Raw genomic sequence first — 13693 nt, 5'->3', positions numbered from 1 at the left:
TCTGCTGTTCGGCTTACGGGGTCTCCTCCGTGGCATCGGGCTTCCGGTGCGGGGGCGGCGTCGGCGCCTCCATCGGGCCCATCGGGCCGGTCGCGCCCACCATGCCGCCCATGAACTCGGCCATCGTGCCCGCACCCATGCCGGTGCCGACCCCTGAGCCGAGGCCCGGGCTCGTCGCCGGGTCCGGGGTGCGCTCCGGCTCGCGCTTCCGCTTTCCACCCACCCGGGGGCTCGGCTTCAGCCACTGCCACCAGGGCTCGGCCATGGCCTTCCGCAGGTCGATCGGCTCGGCCTGCGGCTCCAGCTCGGGCTTCGGCTCCAGCGCCACCCGGGCCAGCGCCTCCTCGTGGGCCGTCCGCTTCTTCGCCCGCGCCTCCTCCCGGGCCCGGGCCTTCGCCGCGCGGGCCGCCTTCCACTCCGCCCAGGTCGCCCGGCTGGGGACGTACAGCCGCACCCAGCGCACCACCAGCGCGCCGGGCACCGCGATCGGCCCGGTCCAGGCGAGGGTGGCGGTGCCGGTGCGCCACCAGTCGGGGCCGAGGTCGGCGAGGATGCCCACGCCCAGCGGTCCGCCGGACACAGCCGCCAGCAGCGCCATCACGGCCGCGCAGCCGATCGCCGCGAGCGCCGCCAGCACCGCCGTCTCGCCCCAGCCCCACGCCGGGCGGGGCGCGCCCTTGCCGGGCCGCCGGGCCGCCGCGACCGCCGTCAGCCAGGCCACCGACGCCCCCGCCAGGGCCCCGGTCACCCAGTTCAGCGGCCAGTGCGGGCCCTCCGCGGGCAGCGCCGAGACCAGGGGGAAGTGCGGCAGCTGGGGGTAGGAGGTGACGCCGAGCGGGGTGACGACATTGCCGCCCCCGGCCGCGAAACCGGCGCCGATGCCGTACGCCGCGCCCCAGACGATGGCGTTCGGCAGCAGCGCCAGGCTGACCAGCAGCACCGCGAACCGGCCCTGCCATACGTTGCTGAGCTGCAGGAACGCCAGCTGTACCGATCCCGTGTGGCTCAGCATCGAGATCCCGGTGAGCAGGGCGCCGCTGCCGAGCAGCACCATGAGCCCACCGGCCCCGGCGCGGCACGCGGCGAGCAGCCGGCGCCGTCGGCACCAGCTGCCGCGCAGCCACGAGGCGCATCGGACGACGCCCGCCGCCAGCGGCGCCGCGCCCGGAACCCGGCCCAGCGCGGCCTTCGCCCGCCCGGGCAGCCGCACCGGGAACCGGCCGTCGGCCACCCACACACCGAGGGCGGCGGCGGCCATGGCCACGAGCGGCAGGTGCAGCACGGCGCTGAGCGGGTCGATGTGCAGCGGCCCGGCCGTGGCGTACAGCACGGCCGCCATGCCGACGAGCAGATAGCCGCCGGTCACCCAGCCGAAGACGGTACGGGGGTCGACGACGGAGTCCTCGGGCACCCACTGCCCCTCGGCCTCCTCCTCCTGGCCCTGGTAGACCGCGTGCTGCGCGGCGCGGTAGAGCAGCCAGCAGGGCACCGCGCTGATGAGCAGCGGGGTCAGCCCGACGGGTGCCGGATGTCCGGACAGTGTCTCGGTCCGTACGAGGTCGGCGCCGTGCCCGAGAAGCCACAGGTCGGCGGCGACGTGCAGCGCCCCGTCGGGGCTGCTGTCGGGGGACGAAGAGGTGATCCACAGCAGCAGGACGACGACGGCGAGCGTGCCCAGGCCGAGCCCCGCGGCCACCACGCCACCGAGGAACGCTTCCCTGGCGACGGAGGGGCGCTGGCGCGCGGCGCTACCGCGTGAGGACACCGATGGACTGCGATCGGTCGTTTGGGTCACGGGCCCATGCTGCCAATAACAGTCGTTTCATCCGTACATCAAGCGATTGGTCGCGTGTCGTACGTAATGGGCTTATGTGCCTTTTGTGGCAAGGCATCATGCGGCCCCGGGACCGCAAAAGGCGCGGGCCCGTACCACCCGTCCGGTGGTACGGGCCCGCGCCCGTGAAGCGTTCGCTCCGTCAGCCTGCCGACGTGTCAGCCTGCCAGCGCGGTGCGCGCCAGACCGGCGGTCTCGGTCGGCGTCTTGCCGACCTTCACGCCCGCGGCCTCCAGGGCCTCCTTCTTCGCCTGGGCGGTGCCGGAGGAACCGGACACGATCGCACCGGCGTGGCCCATGGTCTTGCCCTCGGGCGCGGTGAAGCCCGCCACGTAGCCGACGACCGGCTTGGTGACGTTGGCCTTGATGAAGTCCGCGGCCCGCTCCTCGGCGTCGCCGCCGATCTCGCCGATCATCACGATCAGGTCGGTGTCGGGGTCGGCCTCGAAGGCGGCCAGCGCGTCGATGTGGGTGGTGCCGATGACCGGGTCACCGCCGATGCCGACGCAGGACGAGAAGCCGATGTCCCGCAGCTCGTACATCATCTGGTAGGTCAGGGTGCCGGACTTCGACACCAGACCGATGCGGCCGGGCTTGGTGATGTCGGCCGGGATGATGCCCGCGTTCGACTGACCCGGCGTGATCAGGCCCGGGCAGTTCGGACCGATGATGCGGGTCTTGTTGCCCTTCTGACCGGCGTAGGCCCAGAAGTTCGCCGAGTCGTGAACGGCGATGCCCTCGGTGATCACCACGGCGAGCGGGATCTCGGCGTCGATCGCCTCGATGACCGCGCTCTTGGTGAACTTCTCCGGGACGAAGATGACCGTGACGTCGGCGCCGGTGGCCTCGACGGCCTCCTTGACGGAGCCGAAGACCGGTACCTCGTTGCCGTCGAAGTCAACGGTGGTGCCGGCCTTGCGCGGGTTCACGCCACCGACGATGTTGGTGCCCGAGGCGAGCATCCGACGGGTGTGCTTCTGCCCCTCGGACCCGGTCATCCCCTGGACGATGACCTTGCTTTCCTTGGTGAGGAAGATAGCCATGGTTTCTGGTGTCCTCGTCCCTTACTTCGCGGCCAGCTCGGCGGCGCGCTCGGCCGCGCCGTCCATGGTGTCCACCTGCTGAACCAGCGGGTGGTTGGCGTCGGTGAGGATCTTGCGACCCAGCTCGGCGTTGTTGCCGTCGAGACGCACGACGAGCGGCTTGCTGACGTCCTCGCCCTTGGACTTCAGCAGCTCCAGGGCCTGGACGATGCCGTTGGCGACGGCGTCGCAGGCGGTGATCCCGCCGAAGACGTTGACGAAGACGGACTTGACGTCCGGGTCGCCGAGGATGATCTCAAGACCGTTGGCCATCACCTCGGCGGAGGCGCCGCCACCGATGTCGAGGAAGTTGGCGGGCTTCACGTTGCCGTGGTTCTCACCGGCGTACGCGACGACGTCGAGGGTCGACATGACCAGACCCGCGCCGTTGCCGATGATGCCGACCTCGCCGTCGAGCTTGACGTAGTTGAGGCCCTTGGCCTTGGCCGCCGCCTCGAGGGGGTTGGCCGCGGCCTTGTCCTCGAGCGCCGCGTGCTCCGGCTGGCGGAACTCGGCGTTGGCGTCCAGCGTCACCTTGCCGTCCAGCGCGATGATCTTGCCGTCACCGGTCTTGACCAGCGGGTTGACCTCGACGAGCAGGGCGTCCTCGTTGATGAAGACGGTCCACAGCTGCTGGAGGACGTCCGCCACCTGGTCGGCGATCTCGGCCGGGAACTTCGCGGCGGCGACGATCTCGGCGGCCTTCTCGGGGGTCACACCCTCGATGGCGTCCACCGGGATCTTGGCGAGAGCGTCGGGGTTCTGCTCCGCGACGACCTCGATCTCCACGCCGCCCTCGACGGAGGCCATGGCGAGGAAAGTGCGGTTGGTGCGGTCCAGCAGGAGGGAGACGTAGTACTCCTCCTTGATGTCCGCGGTCTGGGCGAGCATCACCTTGTGGACCGTGTGGCCCTTGATGTCCATACCCAGGATCTGGTTCGCCTTCTCCACGGCGTCGGCCGGGTCGGAGGCCAGCTTGACGCCGCCGGCCTTGCCGCGGCCACCGACCTTGACCTGCGCCTTGACGACCGCACGGCCGCCCAGTCGCTCGGCCACCTCGCGCGCCGCCTCAGGCGTGTTGATGACTTCACCGGCCAGCACCGGTACACCGTGCTTGGCGAAGAGGTCCCTCGCCTGGTACTCGAACAGGTCCACGCGCGTCCGTCCCTTTTCCATGGATATCGCGGTCGTTATCTGCGCGGGCGTGCCGCAGGCGGCAGCGTGAGGACGCGATCTATAACGAGGGCGGCACACGTGCGCCGGGTACGCGGCATGTCCGTCTCGCAGGTTATAACCGCGAGACGTGCGGCCCTAAATCGCAGATCACACTGGAGCGGTGATTACAGTCACAGATCGCGACCGTACACACCTATTTGGGAACCGAAAAGCGGGCAGTCCCCTCCCCAACGAGGACTGCCCGCTCTCGGCTACTGCGCGGTATTGCGGCTGCGTACGGCGTCAGAGCCGCACGCGGCGATCATGCGATCCGGCGATCAGACGGCCGGGAGGGTGACCGGGGCGGCGGGCAGCTCGGTGGGCAGCTCGGCCGGAACGGTCGGCAGGTGGGCCGGAACGGTCGGGAGGTCCGCCGGAACGGTCGGCAGGTGAGCCGGAACGGTCGGCAGGTCGGTCGGGAGCTGCGCCGGGACGGTCGGGAGCTGGCCCGGAACGTTCGGCAGGTCGGTGGGCAGCTGGCCCGGAACGTTCGGCAGGTCGGTGGGCAGCTGGGCCGGAACCGACGGCAGGTCGGTCGGGAGCTGGGCCGGGACGGTCGGCAGCTGGGCCGGGACCGCGGGCAGGACCGGGAGGGCCGGGATGTTGGCGGCGTCGGTCAGGTCGACCGGGGCCACCGGGAGCAGGCTCTGCACCCGGGCCACGGTGTCCACCGCGGTGCCCTGCGCGTTCGTGGCCACGGAGCCGGTCAGGTCCAGCGCGAACGGAACGGTGCTGGTGGCCAGGTCGGCGGCGAACGGAACCGTGTTGGTGACCGTGTTCTGGGCGACCGGCACGGCGTTGGCGACAGTGCCCTGGACGACCGGCACGGCGTTGGCGACGGTGCCCTGCGCGAGCGGGAGGACGTTGCTGGCGGTGCCCAGCGCGTAGCCCTGCGCGCTTCCGGCCACGTAGGCGACGTACGGCACGGTCTTGCCCGCGGCGTCACCGGCGAGCACGCCCGCGTCACCCACGGTGCCCTGCGCGACCGGGACGACCTTGACCACGACGCGGTTCACGGCGGGCGGCAGGAGGTCGCCCGCGACCCCGCCCACGACGGGCTTGGCGATGCCCACGGTGCCCTTGGCCTTACCGGCCAGCTCCTCCGGGCGGACGCCCGCACCGGAGAGGGAGGCGAGCAGGTTGTCGGCGGCGCCGGGGGCGGCGGGCAGCTTCGGGGCGGCCGGGAGCTGCGCGGGCAGCTCGGCCGGGGCGCCCTTGACGGACGGCACCGGGGCGGCGGCGGGCAGCGAGGAGCCGCTGGCCGGCAGCGAGCCGAGGCCGGGCAGGTGCGGAACGACGCCGGGAACCTCGCCGGTGGGCAGGTCGACGTCGGCGGCCTTCTGGACGGACTTCACGGCGTGGTGCGCCTTCTTGACGACCTTGCCCGGCTTGGTCGCGTCACGGGTCACACCGTCGAGCGCGCCACCGGTCACGTCGCGGGTGGTCTTGGAGACGTCCGGCAGCTGGCCCTTGGCGGCGCCGTGCACGGTGTCGTCCACCGTGCCGGTCACGCCGTCCACGGTCTTCTTCGCGGTGTCGTTCACCTTGGACGTGTCGGCCACATCGCCGGTCGCACCGTCGACGGTGTCGGTGACCTTGCCGGTCGTGTCCGTCACCTTGTCAGTGGTGTCGGTGAGCTTGTCGGTCGTGTCGGCGACCTTGCCCGTGACGCCGCCCACCGTGCTGGTGACGCTGTCGGTGGAGGGGACGTGCGGGGCCTCGGCGGCGTTGGCGGCGGCGGAACCGAGCGCCCAGATACCGGTGGCGGCAGCGGCGACGAGGATGGAGCGGCGAACGTTGTTGCGCATGGTGGCAGAAGTCCTTCGAATTCAAGGGGATTAAGTGGGTGGGCAGACCTGACCCGCCCCCGCGCGGCAGGTCTTGTACAGACGGGGGGAGGTCTGCCCTAGCCGGGGAATTCGAGGACTTCGTTGTACCGCTCGCGCGTCGGCGCGGAGCTGTCCGCACGGACCGCGCCGGGCGCGAGCCCGAGATGCGCGGCGCCGGACGGCGGCAGAGCGGCGTGGGCGTTCCCGCCACGGGGAGCGCCGCTGTCGCCGGTGCACTGGGTGACGGTCCCGAGGGGGGACCGCGGGAGGGGCATCGGCGCCGGGGCGCCGTCCCTCTGGCCCGCGCCGTCGGCTGCCCGGACGACGGTCCCTCGACCGTGGTCGTGGGAGTCGGCGGTACGCGGCGCGGCGACGGCCGAGGCCGACATGTCGGGCCCCAGCGGGGCCGCGGCGGGCCGGGCCGCGTGATGCAGGGTGTGGTTCGTGGCGGCGTCGTCCGCGGCCGGGCCGTGGCCCGACGCGGCACCGTGCGCACCGGAGGCGTCGCCCAGCGCGCCGACACCGGCGTCGCCGACGTCGGAGAGCCGCACCGGCAGGTCCGCGCCCGTGGCGTCCTTGACCAGGTCATCGACCGGATCGGTGACCTGCCGCGTGTGCCGCTCCACCGGCTCGCGCACCGGTTCCACCGTCTTGCGGACGGTGTCGGTGGCGGTGTGCGCCGCCCGGCGTGCCACGGTGCCGGCGGTCTTGACCGCCTTGGCCGGGGCCGCCTTGGCCTTGACCGCCTTGGCCTTGGCAACCGGCTTCTCGGTGCTGTCCGTCTTGGCGGTGTTGGCAGTGTTGGCGGTGGACGAGGAGTCGAGCAGGTCCGATGCCTGGGCCTGGTGGCCCGTCACCGATCCGGCCAGTTCTCCCCGCTCGGCCGCGTGGGCGCTGCCACCGAAGACGAACGCGAGTGCCAGGAAGCCCCCGAGGAACAGCGCCGCCAGCAGCGCCCGCCGCGCGGCCACGGTGCGCGGCAAGCGCACAGCGGCAGGCAGAGCGAACGCGGCAGACAAGAGGGGCCTTCCGTGGTACGGACAACAGGCGAAGCGCCAAACCGGACGGTCACATTCACGTCCTGGCGACAGACATGATCCTTGCACGACCCACAGGGGGCGGCGCAAGCCCCTGGCCAGTGATGGTCACTGATGCATCGCCATGTCCGGTATCGGCGGTTGGCGCCGTTCGATCGCCGCCGCCATCACCTCCGGGAAGAGATCGGGGGTGCAGGCGAAGGCGGGTGCGCCGAGCGCGGCGAGCGCCGCCGCGTGCTCCCGGTCGTAGCTCGGCGCCCCCTCGTCGGACAGCGCCAGCAGAGCCACGAACTGCACCCCGGACGCCTTCATCGCGGCGACCCGCCCCAGCATCTCGTCGCGTATGCCGCCCTCGTAGAGGTCGCTGATCAGCACGACGACGGTGTCCGCGGGCCGGGTGATCCGCGACTGGCAGTACGCGAGCGCCCGGTTGATATCGGTGCCGCCGCCGAGCCGGGTGCCGAACAGGACGTCCACCGGGTCGTCCAGTTCGTCGGTCAGGTCCACGACGGCGGTGTCGAAGACCACGAGCCGGGTGGCGACCGACCGCATCGAGGCGAGCACGGCGCCGAAGACGGAGGCGTACACCACGGACGCGGCCATCGACCCCGACTGGTCGACGCACAGGATGACGTCCTTCTTCACCCCGCGCGCCGCCCGCCCGTAACCGACCAGCCGCTCGGGGACCACCGTGCGGTGCTCGGGGAGGTAGTTCTTGAGGTTGGCACGGATGGTGCGGTTCCAGTCGATGTCCCGGTGGCGGGGGCGGCTGATCCGGGCGGACCGGTCGAGCGCGCCGGTGAGGGTCGCGCGGGTGCGGGTCGCGAGCCGTTTCTCCAGCTCCTCGACGACCTTGCGGACGACGGCCCGCGCCGTGGTCCTGGTGGTCTCCGGCATCGCCTGGTTGAGCGAGAGCAGGGTGCCCACCAGATGTACGTCCGCCTCCACGGCCTCCAGCATCTCGGGCTCCAGCAGCAGCGCCGACAGGCCGAGCCGGTCGATGGCGTCGCGCTGCATGACCTGGACGACGGAGGTGGGGAAGTACGTACGGATGTCACCGAGCCAGCGCGCCACTTGGGGCGCGGAGCCGCCGAGCCCGCCCGAGCGCGGGCCGCCGCCCGCCGGTCCGCCGGGGCCGTCCCCGCCCCCGCCCCCGGCTCCGTAGAGCGCTTCGAGCGTGCGGTCCATGGCGGCGTCGGTGCCGCTCAGATCGCGGCCGGTGCCGTCGCCGCCCGTGCCGTCGCCGCCCTGTCCACCACCCTGTCCGCCGAGCACCAGCCGCCAGCGCCGCAGCCGTTCGTCGGCTCCGGTGTCCGTCTCCGTATCCGTCATCGGTCCGCCTCCGTGGTGTCGTCGTGATCAGTGGCGGTGGCCATGGGTCCGGGGTCCAGGCCGAGCAGCAGTCGCACCGTCGGCACGACGGCGGCCGCACGGTCCGCGTCGGTCCCGGGGCCGAAGCCGGGCATCGCCTCGCCGCCCGCGGGGCGTGGCTCCCCGGCCGCGGTCCCGGGGCCGCGGCGGACCAGCTCGCCGAGGGTGCGGCGGACGCCCGTGTCGTAGGCGGAGAAGGTGCGCCGCAGCAGTGGCAGGACGTCCGTGAACGCCTCGGCGGGTACGGAGGTGAGCCAGCCGTCGATGAGGCCGAGCAACCGTTCGTCGTGGACGAGCAGCATGCCGCCGCCCGCGCCGCCGCCGATGAACCCCTCGACCCAGGAGGCCGCTTCGGGCGGCGCGGTGCCGGGCGAGAGCGCGAGCCGCATCAGCCGGGCCGCCTCGCCCTCGGCGAGCCGCCCGTCGTCCAGCAGCAGACGCGCGGCCCGCCCCCGGAGCAGCCCCGGAGTGGCGGGAGCCCCGTCCCGCCCGGCGACAACCCGCAACACCCCCGCCCAGCGCCCCCGCAGCGCCTCACCCCCACCCGCCCCCGAACCCCCGGCGACCGCGCCACCCGCCTCGGGCTCCGGCTCCGGCTCCGGCTCCGGCTCCGGCTCCGGCTCCGGCTCCGGCAGGAGGCCGATCGCCCGGTGCACGGCTTCCACGTGGCGCAGCATTTCGGCGGCGCCGTCCGGGTCGAGCCCCACGCAGGCGGGCGGCAGCCCTACCAGGATGCGTTCGGCCAGGCCCGCGGCGACCTCGCCCAGCGCCGCGGTGTCGGTGGCGCGTACGTCCCCGTAGCGCACCGCCCGCACCAGGGCGGGCAGCGCCTGCGCGAGGTGGCCCACGTCGGCGTCGAGCGCGGCGCGGTCGGCGAGCGCGCGCATCACCACGGGGAGCGCGTCCGGGAGCGCGGACAGCAGGCAGCGCTCGGCCAGCTCGGTGACCTCGGCGAGGGCCGTGGCGCCCAGCGCCTCGGACTCGGCCTTGGCGGTGGCCGCGGACAGCACGGTGGTGCCCCACACCCCCGCCTCCGCGACCCGCACCGACAGCTCCGGCTCCCAGCGCAGCCGCCAGGTCTCGCGGAACGTGCCGGTGGCGCCGCGCGAGGCCGCCGGGGTGCCCCAGCCGATCCCCAGCAGCCGCAGCCGGTGCAGCAGACGGCTGCGGGCGGCGTCCATGTCCTTGCGCAGGTCCAGCTCCAGCTCCCGGTCCGCGGCCTCGGGCGCCAGCCGCAGCGAGCGCTGGGCGCGCCGCAGGTCCCGCTGGAGCGGTACGGCGGGGGCCGACGCGGGGACCTCGCCCAGCACGTCCCCGACCACGAGCCGGTCCCGCACCAGCGCGATCGGCACGTCCGACCCCTCGCACATGACGGCCCGCACGGCATCCGTCGTCTCGGCGAGCCCGGCGAGCGGGCGGCCGCGCACGGCAGCGAGGGTTTCGGCGAGCCGCACCGCCTCGATGACATGCGCGGACGACACCGCGAAGTCCTCGTCCCGGAGCAGCCCGGCGACCTTGGTCAGCCAGCGCTCCAGGGGCCGGTCCGGTGCGTGGAAGAGATGGCTGTACCAGCCGGGCGAGGCGATCCCCGCCCCGTAGCCGCTGTGCCGGGCCAGCCGGCGGTGTGTCCAGGGCACCCAGCTGATCTCGGCCTTGACCTTCGGCAGCCCCTTGAGCAGCTTCCGGTCGGCGGTCACGGTGGAACGGGCGGCCAGCGCCGGTACGTGCCAGGCGCCGCACACGACGGCGACCGCCTCCCCGAACTCCCGCCGCGCCGCGTGCATCCGCAGCCGCATATGGGCCTCCCGGACGGCGTCGTCCTCGTGCCCGCCGTGCCCGTACGCGGCCCGCAGCTCCCCCATGGCCTCGCCGACGGCGGCGAACGCCGCGGTCCCGCCGACGCCGCGGTGCTCGACGACGTCCTCCCACCAGCGCTCCGGGTCCTCGTACCCGGCCACCTCGGCGAGGACGGCGAGCGGATCGACGCGCACCCGCTCGGCGTCGCCCGGCTCGGCCTCCTCCGGTACGGCCTCCTCCGGTACGGCGTCGCCCGGCTCGGCGGGCGCTGGTCCGGCGGGGTCGGCCTTCGCCGTCATGGCCAGGGAGTTCGCGGCCGGGAGGTCGATGAACCGCACGGGCACGCCGCGGGCCAGCGCCCACTGGATGGCCGCCCACTCCGGCGAGAACCCGGCCAGCGGCCAGAACCCGGCGCGCCCCGGGTCGTCCGCCACGTGCGCGAGCAGCGCGACGGGCGGGCGCATGCCCTCGTCGGCGGCGAGGTGCACCAGCGCGTCCGCCTCCGGCGGGCCCTCGATGAGCACGACACCGGGCTCGCACTCGTCGAGCGCCGCCCCCACGGCCCGCGCGGACCCGGGCCCGTGGTGCCGCACGCCCAGCAGCAGCGGCCACTCCGGCACGACGGTCCCGGCAGCACCGGCGGTTCCGGCAGCCCCGAGGGCTCCCGCGGCCCCGGCGGTCCCGGGGGCTCCACCTGGCGTCGCGGGGTCCTCCGCTGCGGGGCCGCCAGGGCGGTGAGCCTCCCGGCCGCCGGGCGTACCCGCTTCCCCCGCATTCCCCGTGGCCGCCTCCGGGCGTGTCCCGGTGCGTCGGTTGTCAGCCGCGGTCACCGCGCCATCGGCGCCGTATCCGCCCGCGGGCGAAGCCCCGGTCCGCAGCGGGGCAGCGGGGCGGCCCGAGGTGGCTCGCGGACCAGCCTCGGCACCGTCCGTCGGCATCAGCTCCGTGGCCCTCACGCGCTCACCTCCCGGCACGCGCGGTAGAAGTCCTTCCACCCCTCGCGCTCGCGGACGACCGCCTCCAGGTACTCCTGCCAGATGACGCGGTCGGCGGACGGGTCGCGGACGACCGCGCCCAGGATGCCCGCGGCCACGTCACCGGCCCGCAGCACGCCGTCGCCGAAGTGGGCGGCGAGTGCGAGCCCGCTCGTCACCACGGAGATGGCCTCCGCCGTCGACAGCGTGCCCGAGGGCGACTTGAGCTTCGTACGGCCGTCACCGGTCACCCCTTCGCGCAGCTCGCGGAAGACCGTGACCACGCGGCGGATCTCGTCCACGCCTTCCGGGGCCTCGGGGAGGTCCAGCGAGCGGCCGATCTGGGCGACGCGGCGGGCGACGATGTCGACCTCGTCCTCCGGGGTCGCGGGCAGCGGCAGCACCACCGTGTTGAAGCGGCGGCGCAGCGCGCTGGACAGCTCGTTGACGCCGCGGTCGCGGTCGTTGGCGGTGGCGATGAGGTTGAAGCCGCGGACGGCCTGGGCCTCCTCCCCCAGCTCGGGGATCGGCAGGGTCTTCTCGGACAGGACGGTGATCAGGCCGTCCTGCACATCGGCCGGGATGCGCGTCAGCTCCTCCACACGCGCGGTCATGCCGTCCGCCATCGCCCGCATCACCGGGCTCGGGACGAGCGCGGCGCGGCTCGGGCCGTGGGCGAGGAGCCGGGCGTAGTCCCAGCCGTAGCGGATGGCTTCCTCGGGCGTCCCGGCCGTGCCCTGGACCAGCAGCGTCGAATCGCCGCTGACCGCCGCCGCCAGGTGCTCCGAGACCCAGGTCTTGGCCGTGCCGGGGACGCCGAGCAGCAGCAGGGCGCGATCGGTGGCGAGCGTGGTGACGGCGACCTCGACGATCCGGCGCGGGCCCACGTACTTGGGTGTGATCACGGTGCCGTCCGGCAGCGTCCCGCCGAGCAGATACGTGGCGACGGCCCACGGCGACAGCCGCCAGCGGGCCGGGCGCGGGCGGTCGTCGGCGGCGGCCAGGGCGCTCAGCTCGTCGGCGAAGGCGTCCTCGGCGTGCGGACGGAGGACCTCGGCGGCCTTGCCGCCCGCGGTGGCCTCGACGCCCGCGGTGGCCTCGACGCCCTCGGTGATCTCAGGTGAATTGATTCCGGACACAGTGACGGTCACAGCTCCCCCACGACTCGTTGCTCGTTCCGTTCCCGGACGCGTAATTCACTGTGCACCACCCCACTGACAACCGGTCCGGTATCAACGAACGTGCAGGTCAGGGCAGTTGTCAGTGAGGGCCCGTACCGTCGAAGACATGAATCCGCAGGGGGAACGCTGGACGGCGGAACAGGTGCTGGCCCTGGCTCCTGACGCCGCGTCACGCAAGGCGGGCGGCAAGCTCGCGGGTGCCGCTTCGTGGTCGGGTACGGGGGCGAGCGCGAGTGCGAGTGCGCAGGGCCAGGCCGTCTGGGGGCTGTGCGCGGGCAGCGGCAGCACGCCGTACCGGGCGGTCGTCGACCTGCACGGCCCTGCCTATCGGTGCAGTTGTCCGAGCCGGAAGTTCCCGTGCAAGCACGTGCTCGGGCTGCTGCTCCTGTGGGGAGCGGGCGGTGCGGGGGTACCGGAGGGCGGGGAGCCGCCCGAGTGGGCCGGGCAGTGGCTCGGCGAGCGGCGCGAGCGCGCGCGGAGCGCGGCGGGGGCCGCGGGCGGGGACGCGGGCGCGGGGGCGGAGGCCGCTGGGGGCGGCGGCACGGGGAAGGGGCCGGGCGGGGCGGACGCGGCCGCCGACCCGGTCGCGGCCCGCCGCCGCGCCGAGCGGCGCGCGCAGCGCATCGCGGCGGGCGCCACAGAGCTGGAGCAGCGGCTCGCGGACCTGCTGCGCGACGGTCTGGCCACGGCCGACCACGCCGGATACGGGGCGTGGGACGAGACGGCCGCCCGCATGGTCGATGCCCAGGCCCCCGGCCTGGAGGCCCGGGTGCGGGAGCTGGGCGCGATCCCCTCCTCCGGCCCCGGCTGGCCCGCCCGCCTGCTGGAGGAATGCGCGCTGGCGCACCTGCTCAACCAGGGCTTCCTGCACCTGGACAGCCTGCCGGAGGAGCTGGCCGCCACCACGCGCGCACGGGTCGGCGTCACGCTGCCGGTGGCCGAGTTGCTCGCGCATGGGCAGCCGGTCCGGGACCACTGGCTCGTCCTGGGCCGCCAGGACAGCGGCGACGGCAAGCTCACCACCCGGCGGATCTGGCTCCGCGGCCGGACCACGGGCCGGATGGCGCTGCTGCTGTCGTTCGGCGCGGCGGGCCGACCCCCCGAGCTGGCGCTCCCGCCCGGACTGGTGCTCGACGCGGACGTCATCTATTACCCGGGCACACGCCCACTCCGAGCAGCCCTGGGCACGCACTATCCACCCACCACACCCCCACTCCCACCCGGCTGGCCCCCGGCAGCCACCCCGGCCAACCGAGCCCCCGCGGACAGCACGGGCGGCAGGCTCGGCACGGGCGCCGGGATCGACGATGTCGACACGGGCAGCGGGCTCGGCACGAGCGGCGAGGTCGACGCGGGCGGCACGAGCGGCAGGG

Annotated in this window: 8 protein-coding genes and 1 pseudogene; 1 reads left to right on the top strand and 8 read right to left on the bottom strand. The window is 74.0% G+C overall.

Features of this window, described 5'->3' with window-relative positions; genetic code table 11:
- Positions 1-13: 13 nt before the first annotated feature.
- From ABZ370_RS02540 to ABZ370_RS02505, 8 genes are all read right to left on the bottom strand, one after another.
- On the bottom strand, positions 14-1765 hold the full coding sequence (locus ABZ370_RS02540) for a DUF6350 family protein (protein WP_358615312.1): 1752 nt from the start codon (positions 1763-1765) through the stop codon (positions 14-16).
- Between the two features lie 227 nt (positions 1766-1992).
- Positions 1993-2877, bottom strand: a complete 885-nt coding sequence (gene sucD, locus ABZ370_RS02535; RefSeq protein WP_358615310.1) for a succinate--CoA ligase subunit alpha — start codon at positions 2875-2877, stop codon at positions 1993-1995.
- Positions 2878-2898: 21 nt separating this feature from the next.
- The gene (sucC, locus tag ABZ370_RS02530; protein ID WP_358615308.1) at positions 2899-4071 is read right to left on the bottom strand and encodes an ADP-forming succinate--CoA ligase subunit beta; all 1173 of its coding nucleotides are present in this window, start codon (positions 4069-4071) and stop codon (positions 2899-2901) included.
- A 338-nt stretch (positions 4072-4409) separates the two neighbouring features.
- The gene (locus ABZ370_RS02525; protein ID WP_358615306.1) at positions 4410-5939 is read right to left on the bottom strand and encodes a hypothetical protein; all 1530 of its coding nucleotides are present in this window, start codon (positions 5937-5939) and stop codon (positions 4410-4412) included.
- A 98-nt stretch (positions 5940-6037) separates the two neighbouring features.
- Positions 6038-6943: a hypothetical protein gene (locus ABZ370_RS02520; RefSeq protein WP_358615304.1), complete on the bottom strand. Its 906-nt coding sequence runs from the start codon at positions 6941-6943 to the stop codon at positions 6038-6040.
- A 162-nt stretch (positions 6944-7105) separates the two neighbouring features.
- Positions 7106-8329, bottom strand: a complete 1224-nt coding sequence (locus tag ABZ370_RS02515) for a VWA domain-containing protein (RefSeq protein ID WP_358615302.1) — start codon at positions 8327-8329, stop codon at positions 7106-7108.
- Complete coding sequence (locus ABZ370_RS02510) at positions 8326-10785, bottom strand: DUF5682 family protein (protein ID WP_358615300.1); 2460 nt, start codon at positions 10783-10785, stop codon at positions 8326-8328. The genes ABZ370_RS02515 and ABZ370_RS02510 overlap by 4 nt, the downstream gene beginning before the upstream one ends.
- A 332-nt stretch (positions 10786-11117) precedes the next feature.
- Entirely contained in the window at positions 11118-12254 is a 1137-nt protein-coding gene (locus tag ABZ370_RS02505) for an AAA family ATPase (RefSeq protein ID WP_358616051.1), read from the bottom strand.
- Between the two features lie 172 nt (positions 12255-12426).
- On the opposite strand from ABZ370_RS02505, the pseudogene ABZ370_RS02500 reads away from it, so the two are divergent.
- A pseudogene (locus ABZ370_RS02500) lies at positions 12427-13506 on the top strand (SWIM zinc finger family protein); the annotation flags it as partial.
- Between the last annotated feature and the right edge of the window lie 187 nt (positions 13507-13693).

It is taken from the genome of Streptomyces sp. NPDC005962 (assembly GCF_040629205.1).
In the GTDB taxonomy this organism is placed as follows: domain Bacteria; phylum Actinomycetota; class Actinomycetes; order Streptomycetales; family Streptomycetaceae; genus Streptomyces.
The sequence above is the reverse complement of the archived record's forward strand: the minus strand, read 5'-3'. Positions and strand labels throughout refer to the sequence as shown.